We start from the raw sequence: 19053 nt of genomic DNA on the forward strand, positions 1-19053 counted from the left end.
CCGCGGTATACCGCGGCTTTTTTATGTAATATATTCGAGAGAAATTAGAAAAAATAACCATGTGACACTTATCATAAAAAAGTATTGCAAGTATGTTAGTTGTTTGTTACAATATTTCTTGTTGTTAGTAAAACACATCGCGTCTTCTTGACAGACGTCATGTCCTATGATAAACTCATCAAGGATAATAGAATATTGTTTTGTGGAACAAGTAGAAGCACCCGCTTCTCACCTGATGGACGCATTCGCAGTTAACAGGTAAATGTATTTCTTACTTAAGATTTTACAAGTGTGGGTGTCGTATGCCCGCACTTTTTTTGTTCGGGTTCTATGACTACAAAATATGTTCAGAGAAAACCTTGGAGGTGGCTTACTATTAGCAAGGATATGATGATTAACGAGCAAATTCGTGCACGTGAAGTACGTTTAGTTGGCGCAAATGGCGATCAACTTGGAATCAAGTCTCGTAATGACGCTTTAGACTTAGCTGCAAATCTTAATCTTGATTTAGTATTAGTTGCTCCAAATGCGAAACCGCCAGTATGCCGCATTATGGACTACGGTAAATTCCGCTTTGAGCAACAGAAGAAAGAAAAAGAGCAGCGCAAAAATCAAAAAGTAATTAGCATGAAAGAAGTTCGTTTAAGTCCAACAATTGATGAACACGACTTTAACACAAAACTTCGTAATGCTATCAAGTTTTTAGAGAAAGGCGACAAGGTTAAAGCGTCAATTCGCTTTAAAGGACGTGCCATTACTCATAAAGAAATCGGTCAACGTGTTTTAGATCGCTTCTCAGAAGCTTGTGCTGAAGTTAGTACAGTTGAATCTAAGCCTAAAATGGAAGGACGCAGTATGTTCTTAGTTTTAGCACCGAAAAACGATAAGTAATAGATAGAGGAGGAAATACCTATGCCTAAACAAAAAACTCATCGCGGCGCTGCAAAGCGTTTCAAAAAGACTGGATCAGGTAAACTGAAACGTTCTCACGCTTACACAAGCCATTTATTCGCTAACAAATCTACAAAAGCTAAACGTAAACTACGTAAAGCTGGTGTAGTAAGCGCTGGTGACTTCAAACGCATTCGTCAAATGCTTGACAACTTAAAATAAGTTCGGCTGATATATAGAACAATTAGGAGGTAATATTATGCCAAGAGTAAAAGGTGGTACAGTTACTCGTCAACGTCGTAAAAAAGTAATTAAATTAGCAAAAGGTTACTACGGTTCAAAAAATACATTATTCAAGGTTGCTAACCAACAGGTTATGAAATCTCTAATGTATGCATTCCGTGACCGCCGTCAAAAGAAACGTGACTTCCGTAAATTATGGATTACACGTATCAACGCAGCAGCTCGTATGAATGGTCTTTCTTACAGCCGCTTAATGCACGGTCTTAAAAATGCTGGCATCGAAGTTAACCGCAAGATGCTTGCTGACTTAGCTGTTCATGACGAAAAAGCTTTCGCTGAATTAGCAACAGTTGCAAAAAACAACATTAACTAATTAATTAGTTGAAACCTTAGAAGAATTTTCTTCTAAGGTTTTTTTATTTGTATTCAAATAGAAGTTAGAAGTGAAAGAAATTCTAAAGATTAACGACTATGTCGTTATCAATATGACAAAATCAATATAAAAGTTATAGCAGTATAGAAGAATATACATATGAAGTCAGGAGAATACTCCTGGCTTTTTTCAATTCTGCTCGTTTGGAAAGAAGAGTATCTTTCCTAGCCGAAACGACACTGCTATAATGGAAAGATGATATGGAACTTTCATCAGATGAACAATTTAAGAGCGATGACTGAAACGTATTTGTAAATTAAGGACAAGCTATTTTATAAAGAGTTAGATAGCTGACTTATTCATAAGAACTGAAACATAATAATGAACTTTGAGATGAAACAACATTGTTGCGTAAAATGCGATGTTGGAGGAGGACAATAGAATGGACTTACTACAACTATTTAAATTACAAAAAGAATTAGATGACCGTATTGCAAAAGAACATGACTTACAACCGAAAAAATTGTTAAAAGAAAAAATGTTAGCTCTTCTTGTAGAAATTGGAGAACTTGCAAATGAAACACGTTGTTTTAAATATTGGAGCAACAAACCAGCTTCGGAACGTGAAGTAATATTAGAAGAATACGTAGATGGTTTGCATTTTATTTTATCAATCGGAATTGATTTAGGTATTGATAAAAACTTCCTATTCTATAAATGTGCACAAACGAATAAAACACAAGTGGAAATTTTCTTAGACACATATGCGAAAGTAATTCGTTTTACAGATCAACCATCTATTACAAACTATATTGAATTATTTACGAGCTATCTTCGACTTGGACAAGCACTTGAATTTGAGCAAGAAGAGATTGAAAAAGCATATTTAGATAAAAATGAAGTAAATCATCAGCGTCAAACACAAGGATACTAATTTAATTTTTGAATATTTCAATTTAATTATTGTATAATGAATTGACTGAAGAAAAAGGAGGGTGTTGGCAATGACAAAATTAGACGCGACATTGACAATGCTAAAAGAATTAACGGACGCACGTGGTATTGCTGGTAACGAACGTGAACCACGTGAAGTAATGAAGAAATATATCGAGCCGTTTGCGGACGAACTTTCTACTGATAATTTAGGGAGTTTAGTTGCAAAAAAAGTAGGGGAAGAAAACGGCCCAAAAATTATGGTTGCAGGTCATTTGGATGAAGTTGGATTTATGATTACACAAATCGATGACAAAGGTTTCCTTCGCTTCCAAACGGTTGGTGGCTGGTGGTCACAAGTTATGCTTGCGCAACGCGTGACGATTGTAACGCGTAAAGGAGATGTAACAGGTGTAATTGGTTCAAAACCACCGCACATTTTACCTCCAGAAGCTCGTAAAAAGCCAGTTGAAATTAAAGACATGTTCATCGATATCGGTGCTTCTAGCCAAGAAGAAGCAATGGAGTGGGGCGTACGACCAGGAGATCAAGTTGTACCTTACTTTGAATTCCAAGTGATGAAGAATGAAAAAATGTTACTTGCAAAAGCATGGGATAACCGAATTGGTTGTGCAATTGCAATTGACGTATTAAAACAATTAAAAGATGAAAAGCATCCAAACGTTGTATACGGCGTTGGAACTGTACAAGAAGAAGTTGGTCTTCGTGGCGCAAAAACATCTGCGAATTATATTAAACCAGATATCGCGTTCGCAGTAGATGTTGGTATCGCTGGAGATACACCGGGTGTAACGTCAAAAGAAGCGCAAAGTAAAATGGGCGATGGACCACAAATCATTTTATATGATGCTTCTGTTATTGGACATACAGGTTTACGTGATTTCGTAGTTGATGTTGCTGATGAATTACAAATCCCGTATCAATATGATTCAGTAGCGGGCGGAGGAACGGATGCGGGTGCGATTCACATTGCTGTAAATGGTATTCCTTCTATGGCAATTACAATTGCAACGCGCTATATCCATTCTCATGCGGCAATGTTACACCGTGATGATTATGAAAATGCAGTGAAGTTAATTGTAGAAGTTATTAAACGTCTTGATAAAGAGGCTGTACATAACATTACATTTAATTAATAGAAAAAGCGAAGGAGATTCTCCTTCGCTTTTTTATGTTTTAAAAAGGCCGTTCTAATCCTGCTGCAGTATGAGCGCCTAAAATAATTAAACGAGTTAATTGCATCGCCATAAAATGCGGAGTATATATCATTCCTCTTTTTAACCATGACATAATCATTCCGATGTGAGCCCCTGTAACATAACTAATCAAAATATCACGAGGAACCATAAGATCTTCATCATCTGGTTGTGAAATAGACAAGCTTAATGTTAAATGCACTTGTATTGTTTTCATCATTTTATAAGAGTAGTTTCCGGCAGCTTTATCCCCAAGCATAACGTTATAAAAGTTTACATTTTCTGCGATATGTTCGAATAAAGCTAAAAATGTAGGGTGAGGTGAATCAAATGTAAGTTGAAAATCTTCTTTATTTCTATTTTTCGGTTTAATTACTTCTGCTAGCTTCTCTAACATTTCTTCAATACTTTTGTCTAATAGGTCATATTTATCATGGTAATGGCTATAAAATGTAGCGCGATTTACAGGAGCGCGTTCTGCGATATGTTGCACAGTTACATTTTCAAAGCCTTTTTCGCCTACTAAAGCGACAAAAGCATCCTGAATGAGTTGTCTCGTTCGCTTTACACGTGGATCATTTGTATTTTTAATAGACATTTTTCTTCTCCTCGTTTAATTTTCTATACTTAAACAACATATTGGTATTATATTGTTGTTTAAGCGACATTTCATACGTAAATTGTCGGTTGTAGATTCAAAATAATTATTTATAATTATAAACGATAGTCCTTCAGAAATCAGCACCGCTCGCAGGTAGATAAATTTCGATTTACGCTGCAGATGGTGTGATTTTTTTGTTAAAAGGTTAATATAATTAACAATTAAACAATCTAAACAATAAGGACATAAATAGTTTAGAAAAAAATTATATGCGATATAAGGAGAGGAATGCAATGAATCAGTTTCGAAGAATGGTAATTATCAACATTATCACATTAATTGTACTAGTTGGCGGCGGTATTGGCGGTTATTACTATTACAACCAAACGGAAAATTACTTAAAAACAGACAATGCAAAGATTGATGGGAAGGTAATTCCGGTTGCTTCACCAGTGGCAGGTAAACTAACTGACTGGAAAGCTGAAGTAGGAAAAAATTATAATGAGAACGATAAACTAGGCACTGTTACTGTAGCGGCAGCTAATGGAGAACAAACAGTAGATGTAACCATTCCACAAAATGCAACGGTTGTACAATCAAACGCAACAACAAATGCTTTCGTTGGAGCTGGTAGCCCGATTGCTTACGCATTCGATATGAACAATTTATGGGTAACAGCAAACATTGAAGAAACAGATGTTGATGATGTTCAAAAAGGTCAAGATGTAGATGTGTATGTAGATGCATACCCAGATACAACGTTAACAGGAAAAGTAGAACAAGTTGGCTTAACAACAGCGAATACATTCTCTATGTTGCCATCAAGCAACGCAACAGCGAACTATACGAAAGTAACACAAGTAGTACCAGTTAAAATTTCTTTAGATCATAGCAAATCAGTAAATATTGTTCCTGGCATGAATGTGACAGTTCGTATTCATAAGTAAGGGGGAGATGAGATGTCCTCAATTGTAATTGCAGGATATGCACTATTTTGTATAATCGTCTTCTTCCTTGTAAATCGTCTTTTACGAAAGAAAAAAACGAAAATGGGAGAAGAACAAGTCCCAGCCGTAAGTAAAATAGAAATAAGTAAAGTTGAAACAGAAGAGAAAGAAATTGAACGAAAGCAAGAATCGGAAATTTCTAATGTAGTTGAGTTAGAAACAGGAAAGCAAGAAGAAGTAAAACAAGAAAAAGAAGTGCCGAAAAAACAAATGTCTACGCCTGTAGAGAATGTGAACGTAAAAGCAGTTGTAGCTGTATTAATTCTCGGCATGTTCGTTTCTATTTTAAACCAAACAATTATTAACGTTGCATTACCTCCGTTAATGAATGAATTTAACGTATCAACTTCAACAGCACAATGGTTAATTACAGGCTTCATGCTTGTAAATGGTATTTTAGTACCGATTAGTGCATTTTTAGTTTCACGATTTACGTATCGTAAATTATTCGTAGCAGCAATGTTATTCTTTACGGTAGGATCTATCATTTGTGCTACTTCAGGAAACTTTACAATGATGATGACAGGTCGCGTAATTCAAGCAGTTGGTGCGGGTATTTTAATGCCGGTTGGTATGAATATCTTCATGACGTTATTCCCGCCTCATAAACGCGGAGCGGCGATGGGATTACTAGGTGTAGCAATGATTTTAGCACCAGCTATCGGACCAACTGTAACAGGTTGGGTAATTGAAAATTACAGCTGGAACTTAATGTTCTATGCGATGTTTATTATCGGTTTAATTATTACGTTCCTATCTTTAAAATTCTTTACACTAGCTCAGCCAGTGTCTAAAACGAAATTAGATATATTCGGTGTGGTTAGTTCAAGTATTGGACTAGGAAGCTTATTGTACGGATTTAGTGAAGCTGGAAATAATAGTTGGACTAGTGCAGAAGTTGTTATTTCACTTATCATTGGTGTAATTGGTTTAGCGTTATTTATTTGGAGAGAGTTAACAACGGACAATAAAATGCTTGATTTACAAGTATTTAAATATCCAGTATTTACTTTCACTTTAGTAATTAACGCAATCGTTACGATGGCATTATTCGGAGGTATGTTATTGCTTCCAGTATATCTGCAAAACATTCGTGGCTTTACGCCAATTGAATCTGGTTTACTACTTCTTCCAGGATCATTAATTATGGGGATCATGGGACCAGTAGCGGGTAAATTATTCGATAAATATGGCATTCGTCCATTAGCGATAATTGGATTGGCAATTACGACGTATGCGACATATGAATTTACAAAATTATCGATGGATACACCGTATAGCGTTATTATGACGGATTATATTATACGTTCAATTGGTATGTCATTCATTATGATGCCAATTATGACGGCTGGTATGAACGCGCTGCCGATGAAATTAATTTCTCACGGTACAGCAACGCAAAATACGTCAAGACAAGTAGCGGGTTCAATCGGAACAGCGATTTTAATTACACTTATGACGCAACAAACGACTGCTCACGTAGCAGATTACGGCAACATGTTAACAACATCAAACCCAATTTTAGTTGATAAAATACACGGCATGGGGCAAAGTTTAGCGGCCTTAGCTGGATCAGCTCAAGCAGGAGACGCGATGAGCACACAACTATTATATGGACAAATTTCAAAGCTATCTGCAATTAACGGTATTAACGATGCCTTCTTAATCGCAACGATACTAGCAGGTATCGCTTGGGTGTTATCGTTCTTCTTACCATCAGGCAATAAACCAAATAGAAAAGCAGGGAATTAAATTCCCTGCTTTTTTGTGTTCTTTATGCAGTTAAATATAAAAGCTGGTAACCAGCTACGGAGCACAGCCCTGTTATAAACAAAATTGTTCCCATAGCACGAATACTTGATATTTGTCTGCCGCTTATAATAGCTAATAGTCCAGCTAAAGAGAAGAGACCCCAATATAAAGTTCCTGAAATTGGAATCATCCCCTCTAAGTCTATTCCACAACCTATACAAATGATAGGAACAACGATAAGAGATATGCTAATTAAACCAGCTATAATAGTAAATGATTTACGACATTTCATACCAGCAATAATTAAAAAAATGCCGACGATGAATTCGCATAACATTAAAGTAAAAGCTAAAATCATCCAAATTAATATTCCGAACATTTCTGTATTACCTCCGATTTGTGGGTTTCGAAAAAAGTTATATATAGAATCAAACACCTACAGACATGAGTACCCAGAAGATAACCCCTAATATTCCAATGGTAAAAATAATGAATCCCATATTACGTATACTTTTAATTTTTGCTTGGAATCCACTTATCCCTGCTAATAATCCAGTTAAAGAAAATAGGGTCCAGTAAAGAGCAGTTGGAATGGGGAAGATTGTATCCATATTAATTCCTATACTTAAAAAAACAAAAGGTAGTGTGACAAAGGATAGGCTAAGTAGCCCCATTAAACCAACGAGTAATTTCCGATATTTAATTCCTGTTACTATTAAAAAAATACCACCAGCAATCCCGCATAGTAAGAGAAGTGGCGTGAAAAGCATCCAAATAACACTGAACATATGTAAACTCCTTTATATGAATTAAGTTATATTTTACTACATGAAGTTTATTTTGGATATTATTAATAAATATGTATAAATTGATAGAGATGAGAAGTGATCATACGAATTAATAAAAGAGGTATCGTGAGGATACCTCTTTCTAATTCAAGAATGCCAACAAATTATTCATAATATGAAATAACATAGCTGGAATAATGGATTTTGTTTTTTTACATAAAATAGCCATTAATAATCCCATGAAGAAAGTAATGACCATTACGCCAAGTGAGTATGTATGAGCGATACCGAAGAAGAAGCTTGTTATAATCGCTGCAATCCAAAATGGAAAGCGTTCTGAGAAAAAGCGAAGTATAAAGCCACGGAAAATAAGCTCTTCAAAAATTGGTGTGAGTATTGCAAAGCCGAGAAGTAATAATATTTGATACTGCTTAAAGACATCTAAGTTTAGTGCGGAAGATTGCTGCTTTGTTGCGTCTTGGAACACATAATTTAACAAGATGTAATTGAGTAAAATGTTTATAGCGAAGAAAAGAAGTAAGTATACGTATGTACGCCATTCTCTCAGTGCTTTAAAGTTAAATGATTGTAGTAGTAATTTTTTTGCGGGTTCGAATTTAAAAATGAAGAATAACAACACGGCTAGCTGTAATACAATACTTGCAGTATTTACGATAGATTCATACAGGGCAATTTGTTTTTTATCTGTAAGACCGGCTGTATAAATTGTTAAGGGCATTGCGAGGAACACAGTAATAAGTCCGGTTCCGAAAAAAGCGAATACAACGGAGCTAATAAATTGTCCCCATGACATAGAGTATTTCTGTTCATTAGAAAGTTGTGTAGCGGGTTGCATATGTAGAATCACCTCTTTATATTTGTATATTTAATTATAAGGCATTTTGTTTTCAGGCGTAATATTTAAATATTACATATAAAGGTGTATTTTCCATAAAATAGTAAAAGAGGTATCACCCTGTAGTGATGCCTCTTTCTCATTGATAACTATGTTCTATCTTGTTATTCAATTTTGCTTGCTCTATTTGCAATTCACGCTCTACCAATCGATCTAATTGCTGAATTGCTTTAAGTGCTTTTTCATAAGAAATTGTTCGATAATGATGCGCTCCGCCCGGTTCTTCATCTGCTTCGTCTGCCCATTTAATAATATTTTGAAGAGATGTTCTTTCAATTTCTTGTTCCACTAAGAAAGAATCTGTATGAAGAAGAATTGCAATAGAAATTTCTTTTGCTAGTTTTGGATGTTCTCCTAATCTAATAAGTAATTTATGTGCTCTTTCAGCACCTTTAATTGCGTGTATATCATTCTTTTTATATAAGTCATAATCCCATTCACCGCCTGTGTACCACGTATGATGTCCGATATCATGAAGGAAGCCAGCTTTTGTGGCAGCATCGACTGAGGCGTGATGCTTTTTGGCTAGGTGAAAAGCATGGTAAGCGACAGCGATCGCGTGGACCATTCCAGAACGGTTTACGTATTTTTGTGTAATGTGGTGTTTAAAAATTTGTTCAAGCGTAATACGGTGCATAAAACATTCACTCCTTTTATCTTATGGTGTATATGAAGAAAAATCGATCGGTTTAAATGTATTTTGAACATTGTACTCCATCATAGTTCGTTAGTAAAGTAGAAATGTTTAGGAGAAGAAAAAATTTTTCTGCAAAAAAATCACCTTAGCTTATGCAAAGGTGATTTTCAAATTGCTTATTTTTTTAATCCTTGCTCTAGTGTTTCTAACATTTCGTGCTTTTCATTTTCATCAGCGTTTTTCCAAATGACTTCAAATAAAACGCCAAGACCTGGAAGCATTTTTTCTTCACCGCTTTGAATTGCATCGACGATTGTTTCTTGTAATTGATCTTGTGAATTTCCAGATACATTCGCTAATACGGCACCGCGTAAATTAAAACTCATTGCTTTCACCTCTTCTTCAGAATTGAAACTGACGTTAGTTTTTGTTCTTTTTTATGTAAATATGTATGAAAAATAGGCTATAATGATAAGACAAGAAGAGAGGGAAATACATATTATGAAAAACATTGATTCAGTACAAAATCCGCGTGTAAAGCAGTGGAAAAAGCTGCAAACGAAAAAAGAACGCGATAAAAAAGGTTTATTTTTTGTAGAAGGATTCCACTTAGTCGAGGAAGCTTTGAAGGCAGGAATTGTAACAGAACTTATCGTTTCAGATCAGACAGACCTTCCGAAAGATTGGACAGTTAATGATGTGGAAATGTATATCGTACCTGAGGCGATTGTCAAAATACTTCGTGAAACAGAAACGACACAAGGTGTATTTGCTGTTTGTGAGAAGCATGAGAAAGAAGTAGCTCTTACTGATGGGAAATTCCTTTTATTAGATGGCCTGCAAGACCCAGGTAATTTAGGAACAATTATTCGTACAGCTGATGCAGCTGGTATTCACGCCGTTGTGCTTGGAGAAGGTTGTGTTGATGTTTACAATAGTAAAGTACTCCGCTCTACACAAGGCTCTATTTTCCACTTACCAATTGTAAAAGGGAACTTAGAAGAATGGGTAGAAAAGTTAAAAGAAAACAACGTTCCTGTATATGGAACAGCTCTTGAAAATGGAGTTCCGTATGGTGAAGTAACGCCGGCTGGCAGTTTTGCATTAATTGTAGGAAATGAAGGAAATGGCGTACGCCAAGAAATTCTTGCAAAAACGGATCAAAACTTGTATATTCCGATTTACGGCGGGGCAGAATCATTAAATGTTGCGGTTGCAGCAGGGATTTTAACGTATTATTTGCAAAGCCCGGTTGCGAACAAATAAAAAACTTCTTATAATAAGTTGAAGTACATTATATTAAAAGTTAAATAACGAAAAACGTTGATAGAGAAGAGTAACTTACAAAATCGCCATATAGGGAGAGAGTGCCGTAGACTGAAAGCATTCTTATGGTAGACGGAAGTGAATTCACCTCTGGAGTTGACGCCAGGACCATGTATATGTAAAGGCGTTCCGGTCAGAATTGATCGTTATAACTAATGAGTGGGCAGACTTGTTCTGTCAATTTAGGGTGGTACCGCGAATTTACCTCGTCCCTTTTTGGGAGCGAGGTTTTTTTATTTTTAAAATTAGGAGGGTTCCAAAATGGAAGCACGTTTAAAAGAGCTAAAGCAAAAAGCGTTAGAGCTTATTGAAGAAGCGAAAGAGCTAAAGGGCTTAAACGACGTACGCGTAGCGTATTTAGGAAAAAAAGGCCCAATTACAGAAGTATTACGCGGCATGGGAAAATTGTCAGCAGAAGAGCGTCCACGTATGGGAGCATTAGTAAATGAAGTGCGTGAAGCGATTCAAACGCGTTTAGATGACAAAATTAGTAACTTAGAAAAAGCAGTAATCGAAGCGAAATTAGCTACTGAAACAATCGATGTTACACTGCCAGGTCGTCCTGTTGAAACAGGTTGTCACCATCCGTTAACAGCTGTTGTTGAGCAAATTGAAGATGTATTCATCGGTATGGGTTATGAAGTAGCTGAAGGAACAGAAGTAGAAAAAGACTACTACAACTTCGAAGCACTAAACTTACCGAAAGATCACCCAGCGCGTGATATGCAAGATACATTCTACATTACAGAAGAAACGTTACTACGTACACATACATCTTCTGTGCAAGCACGTACGATGGAAAATAATAAAGAAAAAGGCCCAATCAAAATTATTTGTCCTGGTAAAGTGTATCGCCGTGATGACGACGATGCGACGCATTCACATCAGTTCATGCAAATTGAAGGTCTTGTAATTGATAAAAACATTCGTATGAGTGACTTAAAAGGTACACTGCAAGTATTCGTGAAAAAGATGTTCGGTGAAGATCGTGAAATCCGTCTTCGTCCAAGTTTCTTCCCATTCACAGAGCCATCTGTAGAGATGGATATTTCTTGTATGATGTGTCATGGCAAAGGTTGCGGCACTTGTAAAGGAACTGGCTGGATTGAAATTCTAGGCGCAGGTATGGTTCACCCGAACGTACTTGAAATGGCTGGTTATGATTCAAAAGAATATCAAGGTTTCGCATTCGGTATGGGCGCAGAGCGTATCGCAATGTTGAAATACGGAGTAGATGACATTCGTCATTTCTATACAAATGATGTACGTTTCTTACAACAATTCAAACGAGCGTAAGGGAAGGAGAGGATAAATATGTTCGTATCATATCGTTGGTTACAAGAGTATGTAGATATTAAAGATGTAACAGCACAAGAACTAGCAGACAAAATCACGAAAAGTGGTATTGAAGTAGAAGGCGTTGAAGTATTAAATAAAGGTGTAAAAGGTGTTGTAGTTGGTCACGTATTAGAATGTGAAAAACACCCAGAAGCTGATAAATTAAGCAAATGCTTAATCGATATCGGTGAAGAAGAGCCAGTTCAAATTATTTGTGGAGCTGCTAACATTGCAAAAGGTTTAAAAGTACCAGTTGCAAAAGTTGGAGCTGTACTTCCTGGTAACTTCAAAATCAAAAAAGCAAAACTACGCGGTGAAGCTTCTCACGGTATGGTTTGTGCTCTTCAAGAGCTTGGTATTGATGGAAAGTTAGTTTCAAAAGAATACGCAGATGGTATCTTCATCTTCCCAAGTGACGCTGAAGTTGGTGCAGATGCACTTGAAATTTTAAACTTACACGATGAAGTACTTGAGCTTGGCTTAACACCAAACCGTGCAGATTGCTTAAACATGTTAGGTGTTGCTTACGAAGTAGCTGCTATTTATGGCCGCGAAGTAAAACTTCCAGCTATCGACTTACAAGAAACAGCAGAAAAAACTTCTGATTATATTTCTGTAAGCGTAGAAGCGAAAGAAGAAAACCCATTATACATTGCAAAAATGGTTAAAAACGTAAAGATTGGTCCGTCACCAATGTGGATGCAAACTCGTCTTATGGCAGCTGGCATTCGTCCAATTAGCAACGTAGTTGATATTACAAACTACATTTTAATGGAATACGGTCAACCGTTACATGCATTCGATTACGATAAATTAGGTTCAAAAGAAATCGTTGTTCGTCTTGCAAAAGAAGGCGAAAAAATTGAAACGTTAGATGATCAAGAGCGTACATTACAAAGCCACCATCTTGTAATTACAAACGGCACGAAAGCTTTAGCTGTTGCTGGTGTAATGGGCGGGGCGGATTCTGAAGTTACAAATGAGACAGTAAACGTTCTAATTGAGTCTGCATACTTTGCAGGTCAAACAGTACGTCGTACATCAAAAGACTTAGGTCTTCGTAGTGAATCAAGTGCACGTTTCGAAAAAGGAATCGATCCAACACGTACATTTGAAGCAATTCAACACGCAGCTGCTTTAATGGCGAAATATGCTGGCGGTGAAGCACTTGAAGGTGTAGTAGAAGCTGACAACTTACAAGTACAAGAGCGTACAGTATCTGTTACTGCTGAAAAAGTAAACCGTGTATTAGGTACAAATATTTCTGCGAGTGAAATGGGTACAATGTTCACAAACTTGAAATTCCCATTTACAGAAGTAGAAGGAACATTCCATGTAAATGTACCAGCACGTCGTCCTGATATTACAATTTCAGAAGACTTAGTAGAAGAAGTGGGCCGTCTATACGGTTATGACCACATTCCAGTTACATTACCTTCTGGAACGATGACTCGTGGTAAATTAACATCAGCACAAACGAAACGTCGTAAAGTACGCCGCTTCTTAGAGGGTGCTGGTTTATATGAAGCAATTACGTATTCATTAACAAGCGCTGACAAAGCGAAACAATATATGGTTGAGCCAAACGAAAAGGCGCCTGTAGGTCTTGCACTTCCAATGAGTGAAGAACGTAGCCAACTTCGTTTAAGCTTAGTACCGCAATTACTAGAAGCAGTTTCATACAATGTCGCTCGTAAAAACGACAGCGTTGCTTTATACGAAGTAGGTTCTATCTTCTTACCGACAGAAGAAGGAGAACTTCCGAAAGAAGAACAACATCTTGCAGGTGTTATGACAGGGCTTGCTCTTCACCATGCATGGCAAGGTGAGAAGAAAGTAGTAGACTTCTTCGTTGTGAAAGGTGTACTAGAAGGACTATTCGACGTGCTTGGCGTTTCAAATCAAATCACATATGCACCAGCAAAACGTGAAGGTATGCACCCAGGCCGTACAGCTGACATCGTATTAGATGGCGAAGTAATTGGTTTCATCGGTCAATTGCACCCAGAAGCAGAAAAACAATTAGATGTGAAAAATACATTCGTATTTGAATTATCTCTTGTAAAAGTATTCGGTGCAGACGCTGAGGAAACTTACTACTCAGCAATTCCACGTTTCCCATCTATGACACGTGACATGGCTGTTGTAGTAACAAAAGAAACAAAAGCTGGTGAAATGAAGCAAGTCATTGCTGAAGCTGGCGGAGAACTTCTGAAAGACGTAACACTATTCGACTTATACGAAGGTGAAAAAATGGAAGAAGGCAAGAAATCACTTGCATTCTCTATGACTTACTTCGATGCAGAACGTACATTAACAGACGAAGAAGTAACAGAAGCACATAACCGTGTATTAACAACGGTAGAAGAGAAATTCGGTGCGGAGTTACGTAAGTAATTAGAAAATTGCCGGATTCATTCCGGCAATTTTTTTATTGGATTGGTTGTCGGACGCTGTCGGTAAGTCGATATATTACAAAAATCGCTCATATATTTTCCGACACCTTGCATCTTTCTCTCGAATGTAGTACATTAATTTTAGTTTAACAAAATGAAAGACGATGATAAGGAAAAGTAGTATATACTATAATCCAAAGCGAGTCAGGGACGGTGAGAGCCTGATGAGGCGGTATATGTGAAGAACACCTTGGAGTTGCTAACCGAAATTGAATTTTGTATTCAAGAGTAGACTTAGACGGGAATCCGGCCTGTTACAAACCGGGAAGTATGTATTACATACGAGTTAAAGTTGGTCTTTATGACAAATTGGGTGGTACCGCGAAGTTTAACCTTTCGTCCCTTTATGGATGAAAGGTTTTTTTGTATTTAAATATATGAGCAAAGGAGAATTTCACTATGGAAAACACATTAGTAAAAAGTCTGTATAGAGATACAGAAAAGTATGCAGATCAAACAGTACAAGTATCAGGGTGGATTCGTAACTTACGTGATTCAAAAGCATTTGGTTTCATCGAATTAAACGACGGTAGCTTCTTTAAAAGCGTTCAAATCGTTTTCGATACAGAATTAGAGAACTTCAAAGAAATTGCAAAACTTCCACTTAGCTCTTCAGTTAAAGTAGAAGGTAAAGTAATTGCAACGCCGGGAGCGAAGCAACCATTTGAAATTAAAGCAGAAAAAATTGATATCGAGGGCTTATCAGATTCTGATTACCCACTTCAAAAGAAGCGTCATACGTTTGAATACTTACGTACAATCGCTCACTTACGTCCAAGAACAAATGCATTCTCTGCAACGTTCCGCGTACGTTCTATCGCAGCATTTGCGATTCACCAATTCTTCCAAGAGCGTGGATTCGTACATGTCCACACACCAATCATCACTGGTAGTGATACAGAAGGTGCTGGCGAAATGTTCCGCGTAACAACGCAAGATTTAAATAACCTACCAAAAGGTGAAGACGGAAAAGTTGATGAGTCAAAAGACTTCTTCGGTAAAGAAACAAACTTAACAGTAAGTGGACAGCTGAACGCTGAAGCTTATGCATTAGCATTCCGTGATGTATACACATTCGGACCTACATTTCGTGCAGAAAACTCAAACACAACTCGTCACGCTGCTGAGTTCTGGATGGTTGAGCCTGAGATTGCATTCGCTGAACTAGGTGACGTAATGAACCTTACAGAAGATATGCTGAGATATGCAATGAAATACGTATTAGAGCATGCTCCAGAAGAAATGGAATTCTTCAACAGCTTCGTTGATAAAACAGTTCTAGAGCGCATGAACAACGTAATCAACTCTGACTTCGGTCGCATCACATATACAGAAGCAATTAAAGTGCTTCAAGAATCAGGTGCTGACTTCAAATACCCAGTAGAATGGGGAATTGACTTACAAACAGAGCACGAAAGATACTTATCAGAAGAAATCTTCAAACGCCCTGTATTCGTAACTGACTATCCGAAAGACATTAAAGCATTCTACATGCGTTTAAATGAAGACGGTAAAACAGTAGCTGCTACTGACCTTCTAGTTCCTGGCATCGGCGAATTAATCGGCGGAAGCCAACGTGAAGAAAGAATGGACGTTTTAGTAGACAGAATTAAAGAATTAGGTATGAACGAAGAGGACTACTGGTGGTACTTAGAACTTAGAAAATACGGCGGTACAAAACACGCTGGATTCGGTCTAGGTTTCGAGCGCTTCCTAATGTACATCACTGGTATGGCTAACATCCGTGACGTAATTCCATTCCCAAGAACTCCAGGTTCTTCTGAATTCTAAAATATGAAAAAAAGCGAGAGGATTTCCTCTCGCTTTTTATTTTACATATTGTATAGTTTATTCCCTCGTAGCAAAAAGTAACGCGAAGGGGTGAATATAAATGAGTAAAAAAGTGAAAAAAGATCATTCAAGATCGGGCCTAGGTTCTCCAGAAGTTGAAGGACAAGGAACGACGACACATGAAACAGGTTCTCATAAAGTATCTTCATCAAATAAGAAGCAGAAACGAAGCTAACATAACAAAGGAGAGTCTTAAGGGCTCTCCTTTGTTATGTGTTACATCTTATTATCGTTAATTTCTTTTGTAATCTTATTTATGTCTTTGTCTAATCGATCTAAATAGAAAAACCACAGTAAACTTATGAACACGTAATAGATGGCCATCACGCCAAGATTATCAGATATATTTTCGAATGTGGATTTAGTAGTGAAAAAAGCTCCCCAGATGATAGAAATAGTGAGGTAAGAAAGTGGGCCTACGAGGTGTACGAAAGCATATAGTACCTTTTTAACTTTTACAGCGTTCATATGAAAAACCTCCTTTTTCTAATCATACATTCAAGTTCTTCACAGAAGTGTTGTAGTTTTGCTGGATTATGTATTAACAAGCGTGCATCGTGTTTCCCAATAAATCTTCGAATCCGAAAGTTTAATAAGAAAGATCGACCATAACGCTCTATTAAATCGTTGAACGCTGGTTGTTCACTTAGTAGCTGAATGTTTTCTCTAATTTCGAACTGTCTTTCGTGTGGATCGCCTAGTAAAATATTTAGAATCATTTGTAGAAGTAGCAATGTAGATCTCCTCCTATGTTAGAATAATCCATATATTATAATTATAACAAAACTATAAGGACAATAGTAGGATGAAACAAAAAACAGGAGTTTGTAGGCTCCTGTTTTTGTCGATACTATTTTAATAAGCGAAGCGCCTTCTCCGTATTAGCGAAATGCAGTTTCACAAACTCGGGTAATCGTTCTTTACCAAGCTTTTGAATTAATTTAGCAGCAGCGATATCAACTTGTTTACCAGCACCTTTCGGAAGTGGCATACCAGCTTTTTTACTTAGTTCGTCAAACTGTTTTACGAATGAGTAGCGAGCTAAAATAGAAGCAGCGGCTACTGCTAAATGGACGCTTTCACCTTTCGTAGCGAAATAAACATTTTCACGCTGTACCTGTTTTTGTTTTGCTAAATATTTATAGTATGTATCAGGTTGTGTGAATTGATCGATTAAGACGCCTTCAGGTTTTGTAGGTGCCATTTTCGCTAATAAGTTTGTAATAGCTTTATTATGTAGCAAGGCTTTTAACTTACCTTGGTTGTTTCCTTTATCAAATAGCTCGTTATATTTTTCATTATGAAGGACAAGAGAGCTGTAAGGAACAACGTGTAGAAGTTGTTTCGCAATGGCAGTAATTTGATCGTCATTTAAGTTTTTAGAGTCTTTTACACCAAGTTCTTTTAGTAGTGGAATTTGCTTCGCATCCACATATACAGCAACGAATGTCATCGGTCCAAAGAAATCTCCCGTACCAACTTCATCAGACCCTACAATAGACATTGTACTGATGGAAGTAGGCGGCGCATAACGATGGGAATCGACAGATTTTTTTACAGCTGTTTTTGGCGCGTGAGAGACAGTTTGCCAACGAGAAGCTTCTGCTTCAGCGCGGCCTCCTTGGAACATTACTTTTCCAGATTTATACGCTGTAATCGTGCAAGATGGCACCTTAGCCATAAAGATACCGCCTTGCGGAATTTTCGGGGTAAGCGAATGTTTATATTGTTGTTTCATGTCTTCAATTACTGTAGAATTTGTTTGAATTACGATAGAATTTGACATAATGGTCGCCCCTTTTTTTATATTGTTATTTTTATCATATCGGATTGTTCTTTCTGTTTCCATATTATGAAGGTTCATGGTATGATAAACTTTAGGATTCTGTACGTGATTGGAGGCCGGTGAGTTGTCACAACAAAAGGGAAAGAAAAGTCGAATTAATGTAGAAATCTATGGTCAGCAATATTCAGTTGTTGGCGATGAAAGTACAAGTCATATCCGCATGGTAGCAGCGATTGTGGATGATAAAATGCGCGAACTCAATGCCAAGAATCCTTCGCTTGACACGAGTAGACTAGCGGTATTGACGGCAGTAAACGTCATACACGATTACATAAAATTAAAAGAAGAACATGAGAAATTGAAAGAAAGTATGACAAAAAAAGGAATGGAATAACATGATTGATATTATTATCATTTTACTGCTTGTTATGGGATTTTTCCTCGGCTTACGCAGAGGGTTTATTCTGCAACTTGTGAAGTTAACAAGCTTTATTATCGCATACCTTGTTGCATACTGGTACTGTAAAGATTTAGCGCCAGCACTTGCGAAATTTATTCCGTATCCATTTGATAAAAACGTATCTGTTCCAGAATGGATTGATGCAAATAATATTGAGACAGTATTTTATCAAGCGCTTGCGTTTATCATATTGTTTATTATTACAAAAATAGCACTTTCATTACTTGGTAATTTGTTAAATATGTTTGCAGAAATACCGGTTTTAAAGCAAGTAAATGCGTTTGCGGGGGCAATCCTCGGATTTTTAGAAGTATATATTGTTTTGTTTGTCTTAATTATCATTGGAAACATTCTTCCGATTGAACAAGTACAAACACCATTACAAAAATCATCAATTAGCAAAATAATTGTAGACGATACACCGATTCTATCCGAAAAGGTGAAGGAACTATGGCAGACAGGTAGCAGAGTATAACTT

At 36.9% G+C, this 19053-nt stretch carries 23 protein-coding genes and 3 other annotated features; of the genes, 14 read left to right on the forward strand and 9 right to left on the reverse strand.

Features of this window, described 5'->3' with window-relative positions; genetic code table 11:
• Positions 1-203 precede the first annotated feature (203 nt).
• Positions 204-324 (forward strand) — a sequence feature (ribosomal protein L20 leader region).
• A gap of 63 nt (positions 325-387) precedes the next feature.
• The 5 genes from infC (at position 388) to MR169_RS03385 (ending at position 3597) form a co-directional block, all read left to right on the forward strand.
• A complete protein-coding gene (infC, locus tag MR169_RS03365) occupies positions 388-891 on the forward strand; it encodes a translation initiation factor IF-3 (protein WP_000973215.1) in 504 nt (167 codons plus the stop codon).
• Between the two features lie 21 nt (positions 892-912).
• Positions 913-1113 carry a 50S ribosomal protein L35 gene (gene rpmI, locus MR169_RS03370; RefSeq protein WP_001125945.1) on the forward strand — a complete coding sequence of 67 codons (201 nt, stop codon included), beginning with the start codon at positions 913-915 and terminating at the stop codon, positions 1111-1113.
• A 37-nt stretch (positions 1114-1150) separates the two neighbouring features.
• Positions 1151-1507 (forward strand): 50S ribosomal protein L20, encoded by a 357-nt coding sequence (gene rplT, locus MR169_RS03375; RefSeq protein ID WP_001138362.1) that lies wholly within the window; start codon positions 1151-1153, stop codon positions 1505-1507.
• Positions 1508-1949: 442 nt separating this feature from the next.
• A complete protein-coding gene (locus tag MR169_RS03380) occupies positions 1950-2441 on the forward strand; it encodes a dUTP diphosphatase (protein ID WP_000365050.1) in 492 nt (163 codons plus the stop codon).
• 70 nt (positions 2442-2511) lie between these two features.
• The gene (locus tag MR169_RS03385) at positions 2512-3597 is read left to right on the forward strand and encodes a M42 family metallopeptidase (RefSeq protein WP_000163555.1); all 1086 of its coding nucleotides are present in this window, start codon (positions 2512-2514) and stop codon (positions 3595-3597) included.
• A gap of 40 nt (positions 3598-3637) precedes the next feature.
• Here MR169_RS03385 and MR169_RS03390 read toward each other — a convergent pair whose 3' ends face one another.
• Entirely contained in the window at positions 3638-4255 is a 618-nt protein-coding gene (locus tag MR169_RS03390; RefSeq protein WP_000023661.1) for a TetR/AcrR family transcriptional regulator, read from the reverse strand.
• Between the two features lie 296 nt (positions 4256-4551).
• Here MR169_RS03390 and MR169_RS03395 point away from each other — a divergent pair, with 296 nt between their 5' ends.
• Both MR169_RS03395 and MR169_RS03400 read left to right on the forward strand, forming a co-directional pair.
• Positions 4552-5205 (forward strand): HlyD family secretion protein, encoded by a 654-nt coding sequence (locus MR169_RS03395; RefSeq protein ID WP_001071419.1) that lies wholly within the window; start codon positions 4552-4554, stop codon positions 5203-5205.
• Between the two features lie 12 nt (positions 5206-5217).
• On the forward strand, positions 5218-7017 hold the full coding sequence (locus MR169_RS03400; RefSeq protein ID WP_000095271.1) for a DHA2 family efflux MFS transporter permease subunit: 1800 nt from the start codon (positions 5218-5220) through the stop codon (positions 7015-7017).
• A 22-nt stretch (positions 7018-7039) separates the two neighbouring features.
• Here MR169_RS03400 and MR169_RS03405 read toward each other — a convergent pair whose 3' ends face one another.
• From MR169_RS03405 to sspI, 5 genes are all read right to left on the reverse strand, one after another.
• Positions 7040-7396, reverse strand: a complete 357-nt coding sequence (locus MR169_RS03405) for an ammonia permease (protein WP_242318891.1) — start codon at positions 7394-7396, stop codon at positions 7040-7042.
• 49 nt (positions 7397-7445) lie between these two features.
• Positions 7446-7805, reverse strand: coding sequence for a hypothetical protein (locus tag MR169_RS03410; protein ID WP_016118702.1), 360 nt, complete (start codon positions 7803-7805; stop codon positions 7446-7448).
• A 142-nt stretch (positions 7806-7947) separates the two neighbouring features.
• The gene (locus MR169_RS03415; protein WP_001182122.1) at positions 7948-8661 is read right to left on the reverse strand and encodes a CPBP family intramembrane glutamic endopeptidase; all 714 of its coding nucleotides are present in this window, start codon (positions 8659-8661) and stop codon (positions 7948-7950) included.
• 139 nt (positions 8662-8800) lie between these two features.
• The gene (locus MR169_RS03420) at positions 8801-9358 is read right to left on the reverse strand and encodes an HD domain-containing protein (RefSeq protein ID WP_016118701.1); all 558 of its coding nucleotides are present in this window, start codon (positions 9356-9358) and stop codon (positions 8801-8803) included.
• A 176-nt stretch (positions 9359-9534) separates the two neighbouring features.
• Positions 9535-9744 (reverse strand): small acid-soluble spore protein SspI, encoded by a 210-nt coding sequence (gene sspI, locus MR169_RS03425; RefSeq protein ID WP_000009509.1) that lies wholly within the window; start codon positions 9742-9744, stop codon positions 9535-9537.
• An 82-nt stretch (positions 9745-9826) separates the two neighbouring features.
• Between sspI and MR169_RS03430 the strand changes: the two genes are divergently transcribed.
• The 5 genes from MR169_RS03430 to MR169_RS03450 all read left to right on the forward strand — a co-directional run bounded on the left by MR169_RS03430 (position 9827) and on the right by MR169_RS03450 (position 16504).
• The gene (locus tag MR169_RS03430) at positions 9827-10624 is read left to right on the forward strand and encodes a TrmH family RNA methyltransferase (protein WP_016118700.1); all 798 of its coding nucleotides are present in this window, start codon (positions 9827-9829) and stop codon (positions 10622-10624) included.
• 48 nt (positions 10625-10672) lie between these two features.
• Positions 10673-10901, forward strand: a binding site (T-box leader).
• 44 nt (positions 10902-10945) lie between these two features.
• Positions 10946-11980: a phenylalanine--tRNA ligase subunit alpha gene (gene pheS, locus MR169_RS03435; protein ID WP_000388219.1), complete on the forward strand. Its 1035-nt coding sequence runs from the start codon at positions 10946-10948 to the stop codon at positions 11978-11980.
• Between the two features lie 18 nt (positions 11981-11998).
• Entirely contained in the window at positions 11999-14419 is a 2421-nt protein-coding gene (gene pheT, locus MR169_RS03440) for a phenylalanine--tRNA ligase subunit beta (protein ID WP_000498191.1), read from the forward strand.
• Between the two features lie 154 nt (positions 14420-14573).
• Positions 14574-14825: a binding site (T-box leader), on the forward strand.
• A 52-nt stretch (positions 14826-14877) separates the two neighbouring features.
• Positions 14878-16269, forward strand: coding sequence for an asparagine--tRNA ligase (asnS, locus tag MR169_RS03445; protein WP_242318892.1), 1392 nt, complete (start codon positions 14878-14880; stop codon positions 16267-16269).
• Positions 16270-16369: 100 nt separating this feature from the next.
• On the forward strand, positions 16370-16504 hold the full coding sequence (locus MR169_RS03450) for a YuzL family protein (protein WP_000039590.1): 135 nt from the start codon (positions 16370-16372) through the stop codon (positions 16502-16504).
• A 41-nt stretch (positions 16505-16545) separates the two neighbouring features.
• On the opposite strand, the gene MR169_RS03455 is transcribed toward MR169_RS03450, so the two are convergent.
• The 3 genes from MR169_RS03455 to rnhC all read right to left on the reverse strand — a co-directional run bounded on the left by MR169_RS03455 (position 16546) and on the right by rnhC (position 18115).
• A complete protein-coding gene (locus MR169_RS03455; RefSeq protein ID WP_000994758.1) occupies positions 16546-16797 on the reverse strand; it encodes a hypothetical protein in 252 nt (83 codons plus the stop codon).
• Positions 16794-17063 carry a hypothetical protein gene (locus tag MR169_RS03460; RefSeq protein ID WP_000925537.1) on the reverse strand — a complete coding sequence of 90 codons (270 nt, stop codon included), beginning with the start codon at positions 17061-17063 and terminating at the stop codon, positions 16794-16796. Before MR169_RS03460 ends, MR169_RS03455 begins: the two co-directional genes overlap by 4 nt.
• A gap of 116 nt (positions 17064-17179) precedes the next feature.
• Complete coding sequence (rnhC, locus tag MR169_RS03465; RefSeq protein ID WP_242318893.1) at positions 17180-18115, reverse strand: ribonuclease HIII; 936 nt, start codon at positions 18113-18115, stop codon at positions 17180-17182.
• A 124-nt stretch (positions 18116-18239) separates the two neighbouring features.
• On the opposite strand from rnhC, the gene zapA reads away from it, so the two are divergent.
• Together zapA and MR169_RS03475 are read left to right on the forward strand one after the other, a co-directional pair.
• Positions 18240-18509, forward strand: a complete 270-nt coding sequence (gene zapA / locus MR169_RS03470) for a cell division protein ZapA (RefSeq protein WP_000082701.1) — start codon at positions 18240-18242, stop codon at positions 18507-18509.
• 1 nt (position 18510) lies between these two features.
• On the forward strand, positions 18511-19050 hold the full coding sequence (locus tag MR169_RS03475; protein WP_000565412.1) for a CvpA family protein: 540 nt from the start codon (positions 18511-18513) through the stop codon (positions 19048-19050).
• Positions 19051-19053 lie beyond the last annotated feature (3 nt).

It is taken from the genome of Bacillus cereus group sp. BfR-BA-01349 (assembly GCF_022663795.1).
Taxonomy (GTDB): Bacteria; Bacillota; Bacilli; order Bacillales; family Bacillaceae_G; genus Bacillus_A; species Bacillus_A cereus.

What these genes read in the sequence shown, in the direction of transcription:
- infC (WP_000973215.1), top strand. Translation starts at nt 388, where the DNA reads ATGATGATTAACGAGCAAATTCGTGCACGTGAAGTACGTTTAGTTGGC.
- rpmI (WP_001125945.1), top strand. Translation starts at nt 913, where the DNA reads ATGCCTAAACAAAAAACTCATCGCGGCGCTGCAAAGCGTTTCAAAAAG.
- rplT (WP_001138362.1), top strand. Translation starts at nt 1,151, where the DNA reads ATGCCAAGAGTAAAAGGTGGTACAGTTACTCGTCAACGTCGTAAAAAA.
- MR169_RS03380 (WP_000365050.1), top strand. Translation starts at nt 1,950, where the DNA reads ATGGACTTACTACAACTATTTAAATTACAAAAAGAATTAGATGACCGT.
- MR169_RS03385 (WP_000163555.1), top strand. Translation starts at nt 2,512, where the DNA reads ATGACAAAATTAGACGCGACATTGACAATGCTAAAAGAATTAACGGAC.
- MR169_RS03390 (WP_000023661.1), bottom strand. Translation starts at nt 4,255, where the DNA reads ATGTCTATTAAAAATACAAATGATCCACGTGTAAAGCGAACGAGACAA.
- MR169_RS03395 (WP_001071419.1), top strand. Translation starts at nt 4,552, where the DNA reads ATGAATCAGTTTCGAAGAATGGTAATTATCAACATTATCACATTAATT.
- MR169_RS03400 (WP_000095271.1), top strand. Translation starts at nt 5,218, where the DNA reads ATGTCCTCAATTGTAATTGCAGGATATGCACTATTTTGTATAATCGTC.
- MR169_RS03405 (WP_242318891.1), bottom strand. Translation starts at nt 7,396, where the DNA reads ATGTTCGGAATATTAATTTGGATGATTTTAGCTTTTACTTTAATGTTA.
- MR169_RS03410 (WP_016118702.1), bottom strand. Translation starts at nt 7,805, where the DNA reads ATGTTCAGTGTTATTTGGATGCTTTTCACGCCACTTCTCTTACTATGC.
- MR169_RS03415 (WP_001182122.1), bottom strand. Translation starts at nt 8,661, where the DNA reads ATGCAACCCGCTACACAACTTTCTAATGAACAGAAATACTCTATGTCA.
- MR169_RS03420 (WP_016118701.1), bottom strand. Translation starts at nt 9,358, where the DNA reads ATGCACCGTATTACGCTTGAACAAATTTTTAAACACCACATTACACAA.
- sspI (WP_000009509.1), bottom strand. Translation starts at nt 9,744, where the DNA reads ATGAGTTTTAATTTACGCGGTGCCGTATTAGCGAATGTATCTGGAAAT.
- MR169_RS03430 (WP_016118700.1), top strand. Translation starts at nt 9,827, where the DNA reads ATGATAAGACAAGAAGAGAGGGAAATACATATTATGAAAAACATTGAT.
- pheS (WP_000388219.1), top strand. Translation starts at nt 10,946, where the DNA reads ATGGAAGCACGTTTAAAAGAGCTAAAGCAAAAAGCGTTAGAGCTTATT.
- pheT (WP_000498191.1), top strand. Translation starts at nt 11,999, where the DNA reads ATGTTCGTATCATATCGTTGGTTACAAGAGTATGTAGATATTAAAGAT.
- asnS (WP_242318892.1), top strand. Translation starts at nt 14,878, where the DNA reads ATGGAAAACACATTAGTAAAAAGTCTGTATAGAGATACAGAAAAGTAT.
- MR169_RS03450 (WP_000039590.1), top strand. Translation starts at nt 16,370, where the DNA reads ATGAGTAAAAAAGTGAAAAAAGATCATTCAAGATCGGGCCTAGGTTCT.
- MR169_RS03455 (WP_000994758.1), bottom strand. Translation starts at nt 16,797, where the DNA reads ATGAACGCTGTAAAAGTTAAAAAGGTACTATATGCTTTCGTACACCTC.
- rnhC (WP_242318893.1), bottom strand. Translation starts at nt 18,115, where the DNA reads ATGTCAAATTCTATCGTAATTCAAACAAATTCTACAGTAATTGAAGAC.
- MR169_RS03475 (WP_000565412.1), top strand. Translation starts at nt 18,511, where the DNA reads ATGATTGATATTATTATCATTTTACTGCTTGTTATGGGATTTTTCCTC.